The sequence below is a fragment of the Rhodomicrobium sp. R_RK_3 genome (assembly GCF_002198715.1).
Taxonomy (GTDB): domain Bacteria; phylum Pseudomonadota; class Alphaproteobacteria; order Rhizobiales; family Rhodomicrobiaceae; genus R-RK-3.
Genome location: NZ_MWLK01000009.1, coordinates 66,154 through 83,664, shown reverse-complemented (window position 1 = coordinate 83,664; position 17,511 = coordinate 66,154). Strand labels below are relative to the sequence as shown.

Annotated in this window: 16 protein-coding genes; 7 read left to right on the top strand and 9 right to left on the bottom strand. The window is 66.2% G+C overall.

The genetic code is table 11. The features are described from left to right. The first annotated feature begins 381 nt into the window (after positions 1-381). The 3 genes from BLEFHOIH_RS05360 (at position 382) to BLEFHOIH_RS26585 (ending at position 2,616) form a co-directional block, all read left to right on the top strand. Positions 382-1,308, top strand: coding sequence for a CysB family HTH-type transcriptional regulator (locus BLEFHOIH_RS05360; RefSeq protein WP_088343491.1), 927 nt, complete (start codon positions 382-384; stop codon positions 1,306-1,308). Positions 1,309-1,531: 223 nt separating this feature from the next. After that, positions 1,532-2,218 carry a L,D-transpeptidase gene (locus BLEFHOIH_RS05355; protein WP_088343490.1) on the top strand — a complete coding sequence of 229 codons (687 nt, stop codon included), beginning with the start codon at positions 1,532-1,534 and terminating at the stop codon, positions 2,216-2,218. 239 nt (positions 2,219-2,457) lie between these two features. Then, positions 2,458-2,616, top strand: a complete 159-nt coding sequence (locus BLEFHOIH_RS26585; RefSeq protein WP_170937011.1) for a hypothetical protein — start codon at positions 2,458-2,460, stop codon at positions 2,614-2,616. A 169-nt stretch (positions 2,617-2,785) separates the two neighbouring features. Here the strand turns inward: BLEFHOIH_RS26585 and BLEFHOIH_RS05350 are convergent, their stop codons facing one another. Further along, complete coding sequence (locus BLEFHOIH_RS05350) at positions 2,786-3,928, bottom strand: hypothetical protein (RefSeq protein ID WP_125461595.1); 1,143 nt, start codon at positions 3,926-3,928, stop codon at positions 2,786-2,788. 197 nt (positions 3,929-4,125) lie between these two features. On the opposite strand from BLEFHOIH_RS05350, the gene BLEFHOIH_RS05345 reads away from it, so the two are divergent. Together BLEFHOIH_RS05345 and BLEFHOIH_RS05340 are read left to right on the top strand one after the other, a co-directional pair. Next, positions 4,126-5,850 (top strand): hypothetical protein, encoded by a 1,725-nt coding sequence (locus tag BLEFHOIH_RS05345; protein WP_088343488.1) that lies wholly within the window; start codon positions 4,126-4,128, stop codon positions 5,848-5,850. Positions 5,851-5,889: 39 nt separating this feature from the next. Beyond that, entirely contained in the window at positions 5,890-6,114 is a 225-nt protein-coding gene (locus tag BLEFHOIH_RS05340; protein ID WP_088343487.1) for a hypothetical protein, read from the top strand. 709 nt (positions 6,115-6,823) lie between these two features. Here the strand turns inward: BLEFHOIH_RS05340 and BLEFHOIH_RS05335 are convergent. The 8 genes from BLEFHOIH_RS05335 to sctJ form a co-directional block, all read right to left on the bottom strand. After that, entirely contained in the window at positions 6,824-7,576 is a 753-nt protein-coding gene (locus BLEFHOIH_RS05335; protein WP_125461594.1) for a hypothetical protein, read from the bottom strand. A gap of 184 nt (positions 7,577-7,760) precedes the next feature. After that, positions 7,761-9,212, bottom strand: a complete 1,452-nt coding sequence (locus BLEFHOIH_RS05330) for a LysM domain-containing protein (RefSeq protein ID WP_088343485.1) — start codon at positions 9,210-9,212, stop codon at positions 7,761-7,763. Between the two features lie 255 nt (positions 9,213-9,467). Beyond that, positions 9,468-10,553: a FliM/FliN family flagellar motor switch protein gene (locus BLEFHOIH_RS05325; protein WP_088343484.1), complete on the bottom strand. Its 1,086-nt coding sequence runs from the start codon at positions 10,551-10,553 to the stop codon at positions 9,468-9,470. Between the two features lie 21 nt (positions 10,554-10,574). Beyond that, entirely contained in the window at positions 10,575-11,063 is a 489-nt protein-coding gene (locus BLEFHOIH_RS05320; RefSeq protein ID WP_088343483.1) for a hypothetical protein, read from the bottom strand. After that, the gene (locus tag BLEFHOIH_RS05315; RefSeq protein ID WP_088343482.1) at positions 11,060-12,394 is read right to left on the bottom strand and encodes a FliI/YscN family ATPase; all 1,335 of its coding nucleotides are present in this window, start codon (positions 12,392-12,394) and stop codon (positions 11,060-11,062) included. Before BLEFHOIH_RS05315 ends, BLEFHOIH_RS05320 begins: the two co-directional genes overlap by 4 nt. Then, the gene (sctL, locus tag BLEFHOIH_RS05310) at positions 12,391-12,966 is read right to left on the bottom strand and encodes a type III secretion system stator protein SctL (protein WP_170937010.1); all 576 of its coding nucleotides are present in this window, start codon (positions 12,964-12,966) and stop codon (positions 12,391-12,393) included. The genes BLEFHOIH_RS05315 and sctL overlap by 4 nt, the downstream gene beginning before the upstream one ends. A 29-nt stretch (positions 12,967-12,995) precedes the next feature. After that, positions 12,996-13,616, bottom strand: coding sequence for a SctK family type III secretion system sorting platform protein (locus BLEFHOIH_RS05305; protein ID WP_088343480.1), 621 nt, complete (start codon positions 13,614-13,616; stop codon positions 12,996-12,998). Then, positions 13,613-14,455 carry a type III secretion inner membrane ring lipoprotein SctJ gene (gene sctJ, locus BLEFHOIH_RS05300; RefSeq protein ID WP_245296874.1) on the bottom strand — a complete coding sequence of 281 codons (843 nt, stop codon included), beginning with the start codon at positions 14,453-14,455 and terminating at the stop codon, positions 13,613-13,615. Before sctJ ends, BLEFHOIH_RS05305 begins: the two co-directional genes overlap by 4 nt. A gap of 469 nt (positions 14,456-14,924) precedes the next feature. Between sctJ and BLEFHOIH_RS05295 the strand changes: the two genes are divergently transcribed. Together BLEFHOIH_RS05295 and sctV are read left to right on the top strand one after the other, a co-directional pair. Further along, positions 14,925-15,263, top strand: coding sequence for a hypothetical protein (locus tag BLEFHOIH_RS05295; RefSeq protein WP_088343479.1), 339 nt, complete (start codon positions 14,925-14,927; stop codon positions 15,261-15,263). Beyond that, complete coding sequence (gene sctV / locus BLEFHOIH_RS05290; protein WP_088343478.1) at positions 15,256-17,412, top strand: type III secretion system export apparatus subunit SctV; 2,157 nt, start codon at positions 15,256-15,258, stop codon at positions 17,410-17,412. The genes BLEFHOIH_RS05295 and sctV overlap by 8 nt, the downstream gene beginning before the upstream one ends. Positions 17,413-17,511 lie beyond the last annotated feature (99 nt).

Here is a 17,511-nt window from a genome sequence, read left to right as displayed (position 1 = left end):
ACTTCACCACACCGATAGGCATTACCCCCTCACCCGGCGCGCTGACGCGCGCCGCCCTCTCCCCATGGGAGAGGGCTCGGCTGCGCCGCGTACTAGGCCGAGAAACGCGCCGCCGTTCCTCGTGCGATCCCGCCAGACCCGGCGCGGTGGCCTCCCGCGACCCAGTCACTTTCCATTAAGAATTTCGTTCTTTATTCAGGTTTGCGCTGTACGTAGTATCGGTCGAGCGCTATATTTCGGCTGATATGCCCTTAGCGGCCCGCTGCGCCTTGGGCGTGGCCGGGAGGCTCCAGGGCTGCCAGCTCTCGAAGCGCGACCGTCAGCGGATCGCATGTGGGTCTGACACCATTCCAACTCCCAAAGCCGTAAAGGAGTGGCGCGATGAATTTCCAGCAGCTTCGCATCGTCCGCGAAACCGTGCGGTGCAACTATAATCTGACCGACGTCGCCGCCGCGCTCTACACCTCGCAATCCGGCGTCAGCAAGCACATCAAGGATCTCGAGGATGAACTCGGCGTCGAGCTGTTCGTGCGGCGCGGGAAACGGCTGCTCGGGTTGACCGCGCCCGGCCAAGAGCTTTCGGGCATGGTCGAGCGCATCCTGCTCGATGCCGCCAATGTCCGGCACGTCGCCCAGCAATTCGCCCAGAGCAATCGCGGCGAGCTCGTCGTCGCGACGACCCATACCCAGGCGCGCTACGCGCTGCCGGAGGCCGTCGCCGCGTTCAGGAAGATGTTTCCCGAAGTCCGCCTGGTGCTGCAGCAGGGCACGCCCGCCGAGCTTGCCAAAATGCTGCTGAACGGCGAGGCCGATATCGCCATCGCCACGGAGGCGCTGCTCGACAGCCCCGACATCCTGGCCTATCCCTATTATTCCTGGCGGCATGGCGTGGTCGTGCCGCAGAATCACCCCCTGACCGAGATCGAACCGCTGACGCTCGAAGCCATCGCCGAATGGCCGATCATCACCTATCATGAAGGCTTCACCGGACGCGGGCATGTCGATGACCGCTTCGCCGCCGCCGGTCTCAATGTCGACATCGTGATCTCGGCGCTCGATGCCGATGTCATCAAGACCTATGTTGAATTGGGGGTGGGCGTCGGCATCATGGCCTCCATGGCTTTCGTGCCCGAGCGCGACAAGACGCTGCGTTTCCTCGATTGCTCCGCCTTTTTCGACGAGCAGACTTCGCTTATCGCGGTGCGGCGCGGGCGCTATCTGCGCGGCTATGCCTACCGCTTCATCGAGCTCTGCGCCGCGAATTTGACCGAGCGGGTGGTGCGGGGCGATGCGGCGCTGCTCAATTGAGCGGCGCTCGATCCGGGCGCCCGGCCGCGAATGGTGAGGCTTGCTCCACCATTTTCTCTCCATAATTCCCGCCGTGCCTTTTTCTGGACGCTAAAAGCGCGCCATTCGGGCGCAGGCTCGGTGCATGGGGAACGGTCATGCTCGTGGCGGTGTTAATGGTCGACATTTTTTCCGGCGGCAGACGGCCTCCATCCCAGCCGGAATTTTTGGGGGACTGGTAACGATGATCGACAGACGTGCGTTTGTATTCGGAGCGCCGCTCGTGCTCGCGGGCTGCGCATCGCGGGGCCGGCGCGAACTGACTTCAATCGATGCAGGCCCGGATCGCTATTACCTCGCGATGTATGGCCCGGTCGATACCGAGCCGTTTCCCGTCCCCGCCATCAATCTGCGCCGGATCGACCCGAAATTCCTGCGCCGCGAAGTCTCCTACGAGACGCGCGAGGCCGTCGGAACCATCGTTGTCGACCCGAATGCCCGCTACGCCTATCTGGTTGAGCCGGGCGGCCGGGCGATCCGCTATGGCGTCGGCGTCGGCCGCGAGGAGGCCTTCAATTTCAAGGGCACGGCGGTGATCGCGCGCAAGGCCGAATGGCCGCGCTGGATCCCGACCCAGGACATGATCAAGCGCGAGCCCGACCGCTATGGTCCCTGGGCCGGCGGCATGGAGGGCGGCCCCGAAAACCCGCTCGGCCCGCGCGCCCTCTATCTCTACGCGGGCGGCCGCGACACCTATTACCGGCTGCATGGAACGGTCGAACCCTGGACCATCGGCACCATGGTGTCCTCCGGCTGCGTGCGGCTGATGAACCAGGACATCATCGACCTCTACGAGCGCGTCGGCGTCGGCACGAAGGTCGTGGTGCTGCCCGTGGGCTCCGATCAGCTCGCGCAGAGCCGGGCGCTGTGATCGCCGCGCCGGGAGAAGGGACCGCCGACCGGCATAAACTCGGCGGCGGCTTCGGGAAGGATCGCGGCAGGCGGTTGCGAAATATTCCGCAAGCTGGCGTCACATTGCCCTGATATTGCAAAGTTTTTTCACAGCCGCTCAAGTTCGATCACAGACGCTTGCGCCGCCCTTTTTCCGCGCGGCGACGGCGCCACCTCTCGCTCAGGTTAAGACCAAGCCTTTGCCTTCAGGAGATGACAATGACCACTTTCATTCGCTCGCTGCTTGTCGCCGTCGCGTTGATGGGAAGCGTTTCCGTGGCATCCGCCGCGCCCTACCGCTCTTACGGCCACCAGCATTATAACGGCGCCGACGCGATCGACCGCTTCGACCAGTTGACCCACACCCCGCGCGGCTAAGCAGCCAAGCCTTCGCCCCGGCCATCAGAGCCGGGGCCCGCTGGCCTCTATGCGAGCGCGGTGCCCGCTGCGCTGGGAGTGGGTCCCCCGCCGGGGACGACGGGAGGGGAGGCCACGGTGATACGCGTCACCCTACCCGTGGTGCGAGCGTTGGGCTGCGCCGCCCGCGCTAAACGCTGCTCCGGTAGAGCCTGAAATCCATCGGGCTCAGCAGGCGCAGCTTGAGCCGGTCGCCGAGAGCCGGCTCCAGGCGCTCGAAGATGTTGTCGCCCGCGAGCCCCGTCTCATCGCAGACATTCTCCAGCACCACATAGAGGCGGCGCGGGCTTTGCCGGTAGGTCTGGCGGACATAGTCCATGACGCCCGGGATCATCTGTTCGCGCCAGGAGCCGGAAAAATAGATGACGCAGGGCTGGTCCGGCAGGCGAATGCCGTCGATGTCGGCGCGGCGGCAATCGATATTGCGGCAGGCCATCAGCGAGCGCGGATATTGCGCCACGTTCATGGTCAGGTCGTCGAAGAGCTCCGGATCATATTCATAGGCGACGATGCGGTTGAAATTGCGCTTGGCGGCGAGCAGCGTCGCCCGGCCGCGTCCCGCGCGCATGTCGATGAAGGCAAATTGGCGAAGGTCGGCGGGCATCGCCGCCATCACCCAGTCGAACACCGCGGCGGGCACCGGGCCGTCATAATGCACGCCGCGATCGGGCGCGGGGCCGATGGCCTGCGACTTCAGCGTCGGCACGAAGAACAGCTTTTCCAGCTTGCGGTCGGCGATGCGGGTATGGCCGAAGACCAGCGCGCGGTTATAGCGCTTGCGGATCTCGCGCCGGCGCAGATTGCGGGCCAGCCAGAACGCGCCATCGATCAAGGCGGGGGCCGCCTTCTGCCGCGCGGCGGTCATGGTGCGGGCGAGAATGCCCGGCCCCGCCGGCACCGGCTTGGCTTGCGGACGCCGCGCCTTGGCCGGCCTCGGCTGGGCCGGCTGCTCCATCTGAGGTTCGGCCGGGGTCTGACGGTTGCGCACCGGCTCCCGCGCCTCGGCGGCCGGAGCCATCGGCGGCGGCGGCGGGCTGCGCAAGGGCCAGCGCTGTTCTTCCCAGAACGGGCTCGGCTCGGGCGGCGGCGGCTGGTTCCGCCAGCCATTGTCCGGCAGCGGCCGGCGCGGCGCGTCGAGATGCTGTGCGTTCAATGCGCGAGCGGCGATTTCGGCCAAAGAGGGTTCCTCGGGCGGCCGGGGCGGCACCACATCCACCTGCGAAAAACGGCTGTAGCGCGGCGGTGCAGGTCTTTGCGGCCGGTCACTGCTCATCGAATCCTCTTCCCCCTTCCGAATGTCATCCGATGTTAAGTGGAAGTTGCGGCAGACCGAAGGCAAATTCGTGGGCGCGGCTTATCGATACCTGAAAAATCAGTCTCTCCGCCGCGTTTACCTTGATTCCGACGCAACCATTCGGCACCCTATTGCGAGAGCGGTAGAAACGGCAAACAGCGTCGTGGGGGCAGCCGATGGTCTTTGAAGCGGGACGCAGCATTTCCCAGTCAAACGTCCCGGCGGCACACAATACCGAAGAAAGCATTGCCGCTTTCAAGGAGTCGCTCGCCAAGGCGGCTGGCAACGGACCGGTCTCGCAGCATTCATCGAACGTCAAGGGCGACGGCGGTCCGCCGACAAAGCGCGGCGGACGCGAGGAAACCGAGCGCGGCAGCCGGCCCGGCAACAATGAGTCTGGCCCCGATGGCAAGTTCGATCCCTTTACCATCGCCGGGCGCCACCGGCGCGACGATGGCGGCCCGCGCCGCTTCGACCATGATGACGGCCATGGCCGCGACAAGTTCGAGGATTTCCCGCTGCCGCATGGCCCGCAGAAGGGGCCGCAGCCCTGGCAGGCCTATGGCTATGTGCCGGGGCAGTGGCAAGGCTACGGCTGGGGGCAGGGCGGCGGCTATAGCGGCAATGGCAATCTCGGCGTCGGCTTCATCCCCGACAATTCGCAGGATGCCGACGACCCTTGGCAGCGCTTCCTTTACGGGCGCGGCAGCGAGCCCTGGGACCCGCAGGCGGCGATCCGCTACGTGCTGGCGCGCGAGGTGCCGGGCGTGCGCGCCCCGCATTACACCAATCAGGACTACCGGCAGGCGCAGCAGATGGCCGAGCTTCGGCCTGGGCAAGCCTTTGCCGGGGGCGGCTATCATCCGGATATGGTCGGCCCATTTGCCTTCGGCCCCGGGCGCGGCCAGCGGGAGCCGTTCCTCGACGGCAGCTTGGCCAGCGGGGCGCCGACCGGCTTTTTCACCGATTTCTCCTCTATCGGCTCAAGCAATCTCGACTGGCTGCAGCTCAAGCTGACCATCTTCACCCGCACCTCGGAGGAAGGCAGCCTGGTGCGGTTCATGCGCGCCCAGGGCTGCTCTCCCGAGCAGGTTCTGGAAGCGATCTGGGGCTTGCGGCAGGCGCAATTGATGGATGGCTGGAGCGAGCCCGGCAGCGCCTATGCCAGCGCGGCGCTGCGGCCGGCGGATGCGTCCTGGCTCGGCGGCGCGGAAACGCGGGCAAGCTGGATCCCGTCGCAGCTCGCCAACCATTTGCGCGCGCGCCATTTCAACGATTTCATGCAATTCCGCGCGGCGCTGTGGCGAGCCGCCGCCGATACGCCGGAGATCGCGACGCAATTCTCGGAGGCCAATCTGGCCCGGATGCGCAACGGCATGGCGCCGGTCGCGCCGTCCAGCCAGCAAACCGGAGATCTCTTCAGCTATCTGGTCTTCCATCAGGTGCCGGTCTCGGAAGGCGGCGGCCTCTACGATCTCAGCAACATCGTCATCCTGTCGCCCTTCGCCTTCCAGTCGGCGCTCGACCCGACCAACCCCTATTCGATCCTGAACTTCATGTATGCCGCCGCAGCCCGGCTCAAGCGCCGCCGCCGCCGCCGCTGGTTGGCGGGCAAGCAGCAGCAGCGCCGGGGCCAGGGCGGCGCCGGCTACAGCCTCGGCCGTTGGGCGCGCAGGAAGTGGATGCAATTCCGCCAGCGCGAGGGCCGCAATCCGGCCCGCGCCGCGCCGCGCCGTCCCGCCCCCGGCCTGCCGGTGGTACGCCTGACGCGGCAAGGTCCCGAGCCGCTGGTCAAGGTGTCGGCGAGCTCACGGCGGCGCCGCTCCACCCGGCCGCCATTGCTGAGCTGGCGGCCCTCGCCGCCGGCGCTCGGCGGAACGCCGGATGACGATCCGGCATGACGCGCCGGCCCCCGGCTTGACCGCGCGGAGTTCTGGCCGATGACCCGCGCCGACATGATCGGCAAAGTCGAGCTGATGCTGCTGGCGGCTCTGCCCGAGGCCGAGCTCGACGCGGTGCTCGCCGAACTGGCGGCCGCCGTTCCCCATGCGCGGATCAGCGATTTGATCTATCACCCCGACATCCCCCGCACCGCCGAGCAGATCGTCGACGAGGCGCTGTTCCGCGACCGCATGGGCCTCGCCGGAAGCGCGCGGCGCGCCTGAGGTCTTTCGGAAACGGGCGGATGGTGCGATTGGACCGCCCGTGCCTAGGGCCGGACGGCCATCAGCCGGGACCGGAATCCATAGGCGGAACGGCCAGCACCGTGCTGATGGCATCTAATTAAGGCGCCGCGATAATTCTCCGCGTCTCAAAGCGCCGCGATCTAGCCCTCTCCCATGGAGACCTTTGCAAAACTTCGATTCCTTCGCCCCGGCCGTGAGAGCCGGGGCCCACTCGCCTCTCCACTTGCCGCCGCGATAGCGGAAATATGATTGGGTCCCGGCTCGGCCTGACGGCCGTCCGGGACGACGGGAGAGGACCTTCGATACGCAAATGTCTCCATGGGGAGAGGGACAGGNGAAATATGATTGGGTCCCGGCTCGGCCTGACGGCCGTCCGGGACGACGGGAGAGGACCTTCGATACGCAAATGTCTCCATGGGGAGAGGGCGGCGCGCGCCAGCGCGCCGGGTGAGGAGGTAATGCCTATCGGTGAGGCGATGTCCTGCCCTACCGATAGCGATTACCCCCTCACCCCAACCCTCTCCCCATGGGAGAGGGAGTTTGGCTGCGGGCGAGGCCCTTGCGATATGCAAAGGTCTCCATGGGGAGAGGAGACCAGCCGCGCGAAACGATTGCGCCACGGTCTGGATCTCCAGCCGTGGCGCTGCAACTCTCTCGGCCCGCGCCGCGCTGGCGCTTCGCGAGGGGATCAGGCTTCCGTTTCGGCCGCCGCGTTCAGCGCGGTGTTGAGGCTGTTCAGCTCGGCGGCGTCGAGGCCGCCATCGGTGTCGCCGCCGGCCGCCTTGAACATGGCTTCGAGCTTGGCGTCGGGGACTTCGACATAGGTCACGCCCTTCGCCTCGGCCTCTGCCTTCAGGCCCTCCTTCAATTCGGACAGGCTCAGCCCGTCGCCATTGCCGTATTTGGCGACGAACGCCTTCAGCTTCTCCTCGTCGAGCTCGCCCTTTTCGTTCACGCCGAACAGCTCGGCGAGCATCCCGACGAACTGGCTCAGCACGCCGCCGGCATGGGTGGCGCCGCCCGATCCGCCGCCGCCGCCACCACCGCCGCCGCCGCCTCCGGTCTCCGAGGGGCCCTCGCCGGTCTCCGCCTTCGCCTTCGTCAACATCTCGAACGCCGCGCCGAGTTCCTTGGCGTCGAGCGTCAGCTCGGTTTGGCCCTTGGTATTGAAATCGGTAATGAACTGCTTGATCTTTTCCGGGGGAATGTCGCTCGGCAAGACCGACGCCAATTCGTCCACGGTCAGCTCGCTATCGCCGTTGCCGACGGATTTGATGAAGGCGGCGGCCTGGGTCTCGGGGCTGCCCGCGCCGGGCGCACCGATCTTGGGCTGCAAGCCCGCAAGCACGGTCGAGAATTGCGTCACCAGATAAGCGGGCGCCATGTCGGCGGCACGCGAGTCGATGTCCGACGTTTCCAGCAACACTCTGTCAAATGTCATCCTGTGCCTCCACACCCGTAATTCATAGAGAAACGAATAATGCATGCCGGCATAACATTAACGATTTATCGACATTTCGACAACCAATAATGCCGGCAAGTTCCGTACAACGCTCTTTTCGCGCCCGCCCTGGCCGGTGGCGGCGAGCGCAGCCGAACAGCCGCGCCGCGCCCTGCCGTGCCGGCTAGGCCTGCCCTGCGCGCCGCGCGTGATCCGCCATCGCGGTGGCGCTCTTGATCAGATCGTTCCAGGCGGTCGCCGGGTCCGCGTGGTCACGCACCGTATTGGCGTAGCTGCGCGCCCATTCCAGCTTGGTGCTGGCGAGCCCCTTCACGCCGATAAAGATCATCGTCGCCAGTTGCAAATCGCCGTTCAGCTTCAGCATTTCGATCGGAAGGATGATGCCCTTGTCCTCGGCGATCGAGCGGGCGACATAGGTGTAGAGCTGGACGTTGATGAGGTCGGCCATCTGGCGCACGCTCGATTCCGCCGCAGCCGTCCGGCTGACGCTTTGCACGGTGGTGCTGAGGAAGGCGAAGATGGTTTCCTTGCCGTCCAGGTCGATGTGGAAATAGCGGGTCTCGCCCTCGGGGCCGCCCGGCCATTCATGCAGGTCGCCATAGCCGAGATGGCTGATGATCTGCGCAACCGTCGGCTGGGCGGCGTTGAGGATGCGCGCCGCCGTCAGCGGATCGACGCTCCCCGAGGCGGTATATTGCGCCAGCAGCTCGGCCGCCCGGATCGGGCCGGATTGCGCATAGGCATCGGCGATCGCGGCGGCGGCTTCTTGCACCTGGCCGACATTGAAATAGCTCACGGCTTCGTTGAGCGCTTCGACGAAGACGGCGTCCTGCGGACCGTAAGTGCGCAGGATTTCGACACGCGCGGCGATGGCCTCGGCCGTCGGCGAACTGTTCGCCACATCGCGGAGCATGTTCAGGATTTCCTGCTTCAGCCCGTCGCGGTCGCCGAGCGCGGCGAGCTCGCGGAGCTTATCCATGACCGCATGCACCCGGCCCTGGCCGGTCCAAAGCTGCATCGCCCATTGCGATTGCGCCTCGACAATGGCGGCGAAGCAATGGTCGCACGGCCCGCGCCGGGCAAGCATCTCCAGCTTCAGCGCCGGCAGCAGATCCTCCGGCGTCGCCGAGCCCATGGTGGCGTAAAGGATTTCCTGCTGCACCAGCTCCTGCAGCCGGGCGGGATCGCAGGTGGTGGCCATCTCGCGGGCGATGGCGAGGCGGGTATCGTCGAGCAGGGCGATGGTCATGCCCTCGCGAACGCGGCGCCTGCCATGCAGCCAGGGATTGGCGATCAGGATATCGTCGACGCTCTGGCCGTGGGCGGCCGCGATCGAGCGCAGCGTGTCGCCGCAAACGACGGTGTATTCGGTCTTACCGAAGGTGCCATCCGCGGCGGGCCGGTCGCCCCGGCTTTGCGCCGGGCGGCTCCTCGCCATCAGCACGCTGCGCACATCCTCGACGCTGGCGAGCGGCGGCAGCTCGGGCCCCGCCTCGTCCTGCGTCTTGATGTCGGCGATGTCCAAAATGGCCTGGTTGAAGATGATGGAGGCTTCCGAAAACTTGTCTGAGATCTGTATCGATTCCTGGACCGACCCGATGCTATTTCCGTCCATTATGACCCGCCCCAGGATCTCGCCACCGCGACGGCTTTGCGATCCAAATCTGACGCCTGTGCGCCAATCCCGCCATTAATTGACCGATTATGATGTTAGAACAAAAACAGCGCCTTGACCATCGGCTTGATGGCCATTTGCTGAGGCAATACAGTCCTATCAGGACCAAATGCCGAGCAACGCAAGATACACTGCATAAGAAAGCAGCAACGCCTCGTATATAGCGCCGCGAACTTTCCAATAATCGCCGACGGACTACGCCCGGACGATGCGTGCCCCGGCTGCCGTGCCGATGGTGGTCAATTCGCCCCTGCCGATGCGGGTGCCCTCGACCATCAGATCGAAATAGGGATCCTGCTGCTCGTCCGTGCCGATGCGGGCGCCGGGCCGCAATTCGCGAAGCCTCGCGTAAGGCAGTTGCAACTGGGGCAGCTCGAAGAACACGCGCATCGGCATGTCGCCCGCCGAGCCGTCGCGAACGCGCCCCTGCTGCGGCAGCGGGTTGGCCGCCGACCAGTCCAGCCCCGAGCCTTTCACCGGGCGCGGGGCGTCGAGTAGCTGATAGCCATCGCCGACGACCTTGACCCGCGCGACCAGTTGATCGCCGATCACGGCGATGACGGTCTCGGGCTCCTTGCAATGGGCGTCGGCCAGCAGGATGTCGCCGGCGACCAGCGACGAAAGCTCGGAATAGCTCAGATCGACCGAGGCCCAGCGCAGGTGCACGGCGAGCGGCAATTCGTTCATGTTCGGCGACGGCACCGGGCCGCGCAGCCGGTCCAGGCTCTGTGCAAGCCGCAGCAGATGCGGCGCGCCGGCACGAAGCAGGCCCCAGGACCGCGGCATACCATCGCCGGCGAACTGGAAGGACAGGAACGGCTCGCCGGAGGTGGCCGCGCTCGCGGGCGTCCGGTCCACCTTGATGATGGACACGGAACATCCGAGCACCGCCTCCAGCGCGTCGAGATTTTCGCTCAGCGCAAATTCCACGAGCAGGCTGCGATGTTCGGACGGCAGCGCGTAGATGGCGACGGAGGCGTCGAGATCGCGGAGCAGGTCCAGGATGGCCGATTGCGGCAGCACCAGCTCGGCCTGGGCCGTGTCGAGCCTGATCGTCACGGTCCAGGGATCGGGGATGTCCGGCCGCCGGTTCAGCCATTGCGGCTCGAAGGTCAGGATGCGGCCGCCGATCTGGCCGCGCAGCGGACTGCGGCGGCGGTAGAATATGTTCAGCGCCTCGACGCTCGCCGGATCGACCGGCGCGAATTGCACCGGCTCCCAGGTCACCTTGCCCGGCCCACTCTGGAGTCCGCCTCTGCCGGCGGCTGCCGCCTCACGCATCCCGACACCTTCGCTTGCCAATCATCTCTCGGACCCCAGGCCCTGCCGGCGTCCGCGCATTTCGTCCTCGCCCGCTTCCGACGCGGCGAGACCCTTGCGCTGCGCCATCCGCTTTTGCTCCTGAATGAGAAAGCGCAGCTTCTCGGCGCTGCGGTAATGCTGGCGGAAGGCCTCGTTCGCCGCCGTCAGCGCCGCCTGCGCCGCGCTCGACTGTTCGCCGCGCGCCTTTTCCTGCGCCATCAGGTCCTCGAGCTGCAGCACCATGACGGTCAGCTCGGAGCGCGCATTGCCGATATCGGCGTGGCTCATGACCTTGCCCATCATGCCGGCGAAACTGGTCTTCTCGTGCTCCAGCGTCAGCTCGACATGCTCGATCACGGCGGCGGCGGCCTCGGCGCGCTGCTGCTCGGCTCGCATGAACAGGGCATGGCGCATGGTGACCAGCTCCAGCGCCTTTTCCTTGCGCTTCTCGCGCAGCTTGTAGAGGCGGTCGATATCGCCGGGCTTCATTCGGCAAGCCCTTTCATCTGCGAGGCAATTTCGGCGAGGCTGGATGGATGGCCGGCCGGCTGGCGCAGGAAGGCGTTGATGCGGTCGATCTTGGCGACGGCCTCGTCGGTGGTCTTGTCGCTGCCGCGCTCATATTCGCCGACGCGGACCAGAAGCTCGACCTCCTGATAGCGCGACATCAGCTCGCGGATGCGCGCGGCGTAGCGGCGGTGATCGGCGGGCGCGACGGCTTCCATCAGCCGCGAACGGCTGCGCAGCACGTCGATGGCGGGGAAGTGGTTGCGCTGGGCAAGGTCCGGCGAGAGGATGATGTGGCCGTCGAGAATGGCCTGAACTTCCTCGGCGACCGGGTCGAGCATGCCGTCGCCTTCGACCAGCACGGTATAGATGCCGGTGATCGATCCGGACGGCGCCGGGCCGGAGCGCTCGAGCAGGCGCGGCAATGTCGCGAACAGCGAGGGCGGAAAGCCGCGCCGCGTCGGCGGCTCGCCGGCGGCGAGGCCGATTTCGCGCATGGCGCGGGCGTAGCGCGTGACGCTGTCCATCAGCAGCAGCACCGAGCGGCCGGTGTCGCGGAAATATTCGGCGATCGCGGTGGCGACATGGGCGGCCTTGACGCGCTCCATGGCCGGGCGGTCGGAGGTCGCGGTGACGACGACGGATTTGGCGCGGCCTTGCGGCCCGAGCTGGCGGTCGATGAATTCGCGCACTTCGCGGCCGCGCTCGCCGATCAGCCCGATGACGACGACATCGGCGTCGGTGTTGCGGGCGATCTCGGCGAGGAGGCTCGACTTGCCGATGCCGGGCTCGCCGAAAATGCCGATGCGCTGGCCGCGCCCGACGGTCAGCAGGCCGTCGATGGCGCGGATGCCGAGCTGGATCGGCTCCTCGATCAGGCCGCGGCTCAAGGGCTCGGGCGGCGATCCGGCGACGGCGCGGCTGCCGGCCATGTTGCGCGGCGGCCAGGGGCCATCGTCCAGCGGCTCGCCGACCGCGCTGATGACGCGGCCGAGCAGCCCTTCGCCGACGGGCACGCGCAATTCATCGCCGGTCGGTACCACTTCGGTGAGGCTGGAGAGGCCGGCTAGATCCCCGATCGGCGTCAGGATCGCCATGTCGTCCGCGAGGCCGACGACCTCGGCCAGCACCCGGCGATGGCTGGAGGGATCGACGAGATGACAGAGCTCGCCGAGCCGGACATGCGGCACCGTCGCATGCACGATGACGCCGAGCAGGCTGCGCACGCGGCCCTTCGGCCGGCGCGGGGCGACGTCCCGCACCGCGCCCTGCAGGCGGCGGACGATATTGTCCATCCCCTCGTCGCCGCTCATCGGGAGCCCGCGCCGCTGGCGAGGCCCATCGCCTCGGCGATGGCGGCAAGCTGGGTATCGACGGTCGCCTCGACGACGGCGAATTCGGTGGCCAGGATGCAGGCGCGCCGGTCGAGCTCGTCATCGGTCTCGACGCTGACGGGCAGCGGCTCGCCGCCGCGCTCGCCCGCCCAGGCGAGCAGGCTGCGCCGGACTTGAGCCTCGGCGGAGGGGTGGATCTTCAGCCGCACCGACTTGGCGTCGCGGAAATCGGCCAGGGCGTTGCGCGCGGCGCGCGCGACCAGCTCGGCATCGTCGAATTCGCTCAGCACGCGGCGTACGATGTCGAAGGCCAGCCGCCCGACCTCCTTCTCCAGCGAGGCCATATAGTTGTCGACCTTCGCCGCCGTCTCCGCGACCAGCTTGCCGGCATCCTTGCTCGCCGCCGCCATGCCCTCGGCATAGCCGCGCGCGCGCTCGACGGCGTGAGCGTTCTTGGCCTCGGCGAGCAGGGCATAGGCGTCGCGCCAGGCATTCTCCTCGCCGGCGCGGATGATCTTGACGCCGGGGGCCCTCGGAAGCTCCTTAGACATGGCTCGGCTCTGGTCTTGCAACGGTTTGTTCATGCGGCGGCCGCCGCGCGCCGGACGATCTTCGGGCCGATCTCCGCCATGGCTTCGGGCGGGGCGGCGTCGAAGCTCTCGATGGGCGGCAATTTCAGGCGCACCCGCGCCCCGATGGCCGGGTCGAGCGCCGCGCACCAGGCCGACAGGCAGCGCCAGCCGCTCTCGGCGATGCGCTCGGCGGCGGCGTCGGGCGCCGCGAATTTCGTCTCCGGTCCGGCAAGGTCGCGGTGCTTGAGCGCGTAGGTGCACAGGTCCTCGCCGATCTCGGCCTGGAGCGCTGCGACATCGGCGGCATAGACCGTATTGGCGATGGCCACCGCCCAATAGATGGCGCCGGCACGCGGCACGATCTGCACCAGAATGTCCGGCGTCGCCATGGCGATGGCCATGTCCTCATCCTCGACATCATAGACGCCGAGGCCGAGCGGCAGGGCGTAATGGTCGCGCACGATCTGCGCCAGGCGGTCGCGCAGCCGCGTGCTGGCCAGCAGCCGTTCGGAGAGGTCGGGGCCGATATGGCCGTCGAAGCAGACCGACATCCGCTCCGGGTCGATATAGAGGATGGGCTGCTCCAGAAAGGCCCGCCAGGCGTGTTCGTCGATCGCGGCGGCGTTCATGATGCGCGCGCCCGGCTGTTGGCGGGCAGCGTGTAGACGCGGCGGCGCTGATTGAAGGTCAGGAACGCGGCCCAGCCGCCGATGCCGACCAGCAGGGCGACCAGCCCGACCAGCATCCAGCCCGCCCGCGCGACGCTGTCGCGATGCATATAGATGCCGAGGACGGAGGTCAGCTCCTGCTCGGCGCGCATGGCGGGCGAGGCCTCCGGCGCGTTCACCGGCACCAGCACCACCGAGACCTTGTCGTAGGTCAGGCCGGCGATGCCGTTGGCGACCAGCATCTTCACCTGCGGGATCAGCGTGGCGACCTGCGCCGTCGAGACATGGCGGATGAACACCGAGGCGGAGGAGGGGATGAGCTGCTGGCGCAGCGGGTCGTTCTCGGGCAGCACCAGATGCACCCGCGAGGACAGCACACCGTCGATCTCGGAGATGGTGCGCGCCAGCTCCTGGCTGAGCGCATAGATCATCTGCGCCCGCTCCTGCACCGGCGAGGCGACGATGCCGTCATTCTTGAAGACGTCGCCGAGCGTGGCGAATTCGTGTTTGGGGAGCCCGTGCTCGTTCAAGACCGCGATGGCCTCGGCGAAGCGGCTTTCCTCGACGCCGACGGCATATTTGCCGTTCTTGCCGATCACCCGCTCGGCGGCGATGCCCTGCCGGAACAGCGTCGCGACGATCTCATTGGCCTGCTTCTGGTCAAGATTGTCATAAAGCTCGACATTGCAGGCCGAAAGCAACAGCACGCAAGACATCAGGGCCGCCTTGCCCAGACGGCCCGGCGAAATCCGGAGGCGCCAGCTTTTCGCGGCCCCCGCCGACACACTCACAGACTGCACAGTAACTCCCCCAGCGCGATTTTAAAGTGCCGACAAATTCCCGACAAATCCTCGACATCCACACTCATTCCGGCGCACCGTCCAATTTGAATGAATCCATAATGCGGAAAATTGAGACTTAGACTAACGCGTTTTCTCAATTAACGTCGCATAAATTAATTCAAATTGCTTGGAGTTACTATCGTTGGGCATTAATGCGGCAATTTGGACTAGTCGAGTGCCGAAATTTTACACATTGTTGCCGTCAGGTGCGGAATGTCTAATGAGATTACTCAAAAGGCCCCGGATTTACAAGCGATTGTTGTCGATTGACTTGCCAGGGGATTAGCAGTTAGCTATGGCTGAATCTGTCGGGTGAGAGATTGCGTCCTCGCGAGTTGGTCATGCTGCGTAAGCATTGTGCGCTGCCGGTGAAAAAACTGCCGCGTCGTCAAAGCGGGCTTGCGGAGCTATTCGCGGGGAATAAGGCATGAATCAGAAGGATGATACCCTCCAGCTCCTTCATGCACTCGGCTATATCTACGCCAATCACGGACAGACGAAGCGCGCGCTTGTGCTTCAGCTTATTGCCTCGAAGCTGGAACCGGAAAACCGGCCGGTGTTGCGGACACTTGCCTATACTTTTCTGAACGACGGCGCGCCCGAACGCGCCCTCGCCGTCATCGCCCGTCTACGCTCGCTCGACGAAGACGATCCCCTGCTCGATCTTCTGCAAGGCCGCGCCCTGTGGCGCGCCGGACACAAGGCCGAGGCGCGGCGCGTCTTCCAGCACTTCATCCATCGTCGCAGGCAGGAAAACCGTGCTTGAACGTCTGATCCGCTTCGCCCGCATCCTGTCGCTCCGCAGCGATCTCGTGCTCGCGGTCATCATCCTGACCGCGGTGGTCATGATGATCATCCCGCTGCCGACGATGCTCGTCGACATCATCATCACGTTCAACATCACCATCGGCCTGCTTATCCTGCTGGTCGGCTTCTACATCACCTCGCCGATGCAGTTCTCCTCGCTGCCGGCGGTGATCCTGATCGCCACCGTCTTCCGGCTCGCCATCACCATCACCACGACGCGCCTTATCCTGCTGCATGCCGACGCGGGCTCGGTGGTGCGCACCTTCGGCGACTTCGTCATCGGCGGCAATGTGGCGGTCGGCCTGGTAATCTTCTTCATCATCACCATTGCCCAATTCGTGGTCATCACCAAGGGCGGCGAGCGCGTCGCGGAAGTCGCCGCGCGCTTCAGCCTCGACGCCTTGCCCGGCAAGCAGATGGCCATCGACAACGAGCTGCGCAACGGCGACATCACCCAGCTCGAAGCGCGGGTGCTACGGCGGGGTCTCGAGCGCGAAAGCCATCTCTTCGGCGCCATGGACGGCGCCATGAAATTCGTTAAGGGCGACGCCATCGCCGGCCTCGTCATCATCGTCGTCAACCTGATCGGCGGCCTCGCGGTCGGCATGGCGCAGAAGGGCATGTCCTTCAGCGACGCCATGCATATCTATTCTCTGCTGACGGTCGGCGACGGGCTCGTGGCGCAGATCCCGGCCCTGCTGGTTTCGCTGGGCGCCGCGACCGTCGTCACCCGCGTCGCCAGCGACGAGCGCAAGGATCTGGGCTCCGACATCACCAGCCAGATCATCGCCGACCCGCGCGTGCTCTACCTCTCGGGCGGCATCCTGCTCGGCCTCTCCTTCATTCCCGGCTTTCCGGTCTATGTCTTCCTGACGCTCGCGGCGGCCTTGTTCGGCGGCGGCTTTCTGCTCGACAAGCGCAAGCGTGAACTGGGCGACGCCGCCGAGGCCGGCGAGGGTTCCGCCGCCGTGCCGCTGCAGGCCAAGGACGGCAAGGCCGGGGCCGACGGCGCTCAGCCGGCGCGCAAGGCGCTGCCCGGCCACGGCGTGCTGATCCGCGTCGGCGCCAAGCTCGACAAGGCGATCCAGGGCGACGGTTTCGCCGGCAATATCGATGCGGTGCGCGCGGAGCTGGTCGACGATCTCGGCGTCAGTCCGCCCGGCATCGACCACCAGTTGGACGCCGCCATCGAGGCCAACCAGTTCCGCGTCGATTTGCAGGACGTGCCCGTCGCCGAGGGCGAAATCCCGGCCGACAGCCTGATGGTGCTGGGCGATCCGACCAATCTCGACCTCGCCGCCATCCCCTATGAGCGCGGCGCGCCGCTGATCGACCGGGGCGACGCGATCTGGGTCAACGCCTCCTATAAGATGGCGCTCGAGGACGCCGGCATCGGCTTCCTGACGCCGGCGCAGGTGCTCGGCCAGTGCCTGGGGAAAGTGCTTCGCCGCTACGCGCCGCAATTCGTCGGCATCCAGGAGACCCGCGCCCTGCTCGGCCGCGCCGAGGCCGATTTCGGCGAGCTGATCCGCGAGGTGCAGAATGTCGTGCCGATCCAGAAGATCGCCGAGATCATGCGCCGTCTGGTCGAGGAAAACATCCCGATCCGCAATTTGCGGCTGATCCTGGAGGGCCTCGTCGAATACGCGCCCAAGGAAAAGGACGTGGTGCTGCTCGGCGAATATGTGCGCCTCGCCCTCGGCCGCCAGATCTGCTTCCGCGTCGCCGACCGCAACCGCGTCATCGCCGCCTATGTGCTGGAGCGCAGCGTCGAGGACAGCCTGCGCGCCGCCATTCGCCCGACCACGGTCGGCACCTTCCTGAACGTGCCCGAGGCGACTGCCCGGCCGATCATCAACCAATTCCGCCGCGTGCTGGCGACGACCAAGCCGGATGTCAATCCGGCGGTGCTGTCGACCATGGATGTGCGGCGGCATTTGCGCAATCTCCTGATGCGCAACGGCATCGACCTGCCGGTTCTGTCCTATCAGGAGCTGACACCGGAATTCAGCGTGCAGCCCTTGGCGACCATCGTCGCCGAGACGCCGGCTGCAAGAGCAAGTTCCGGACGCATCGACCGCCGCGAGGGAACGGAGGCGGTCCGGTAGAGAAAATTGGTTCGCGCTCAATTTTGAACCACCGGAATTGATCCCCGCATCTGCGGGGACCGGCATTTCAGGATCCGCGCGTCTTGGGGTTTAGCGTTT

Coding starts and splice junctions, on each gene's coding strand:
- BLEFHOIH_RS05360 (WP_088343491.1), top strand. CDS start 382: ATGAATTTCCAGCAGCTTCGCATCGTCCGCGAAACCGTGCGGTGCAAC.
- BLEFHOIH_RS05355 (WP_088343490.1), top strand. CDS start 1,532: ATGATCGACAGACGTGCGTTTGTATTCGGAGCGCCGCTCGTGCTCGCG.
- BLEFHOIH_RS26585 (WP_170937011.1), top strand. CDS start 2,458: ATGACCACTTTCATTCGCTCGCTGCTTGTCGCCGTCGCGTTGATGGGA.
- BLEFHOIH_RS05350 (WP_125461595.1), bottom strand. CDS start 3,928: ATGAGCAGTGACCGGCCGCAAAGACCTGCACCGCCGCGCTACAGCCGT.
- BLEFHOIH_RS05345 (WP_088343488.1), top strand. CDS start 4,126: ATGGTCTTTGAAGCGGGACGCAGCATTTCCCAGTCAAACGTCCCGGCG.
- BLEFHOIH_RS05340 (WP_088343487.1), top strand. CDS start 5,890: ATGACCCGCGCCGACATGATCGGCAAAGTCGAGCTGATGCTGCTGGCG.
- BLEFHOIH_RS05335 (WP_125461594.1), bottom strand. CDS start 7,576: ATGACATTTGACAGAGTGTTGCTGGAAACGTCGGACATCGACTCGCGT.
- BLEFHOIH_RS05330 (WP_088343485.1), bottom strand. CDS start 9,212: ATGGACGGAAATAGCATCGGGTCGGTCCAGGAATCGATACAGATCTCA.
- BLEFHOIH_RS05325 (WP_088343484.1), bottom strand. CDS start 10,553: ATGCGTGAGGCGGCAGCCGCCGGCAGAGGCGGACTCCAGAGTGGGCCG.
- BLEFHOIH_RS05320 (WP_088343483.1), bottom strand. CDS start 11,063: ATGAAGCCCGGCGATATCGACCGCCTCTACAAGCTGCGCGAGAAGCGC.
- BLEFHOIH_RS05315 (WP_088343482.1), bottom strand. CDS start 12,394: ATGAGCGGCGACGAGGGGATGGACAATATCGTCCGCCGCCTGCAGGGC.
- sctL (WP_170937010.1), bottom strand. CDS start 12,966: ATGTCTAAGGAGCTTCCGAGGGCCCCCGGCGTCAAGATCATCCGCGCC.
- BLEFHOIH_RS05305 (WP_088343480.1), bottom strand. CDS start 13,616: ATGAACGCCGCCGCGATCGACGAACACGCCTGGCGGGCCTTTCTGGAG.
- BLEFHOIH_RS05295 (WP_088343479.1), top strand. CDS start 14,925: ATGAATCAGAAGGATGATACCCTCCAGCTCCTTCATGCACTCGGCTAT.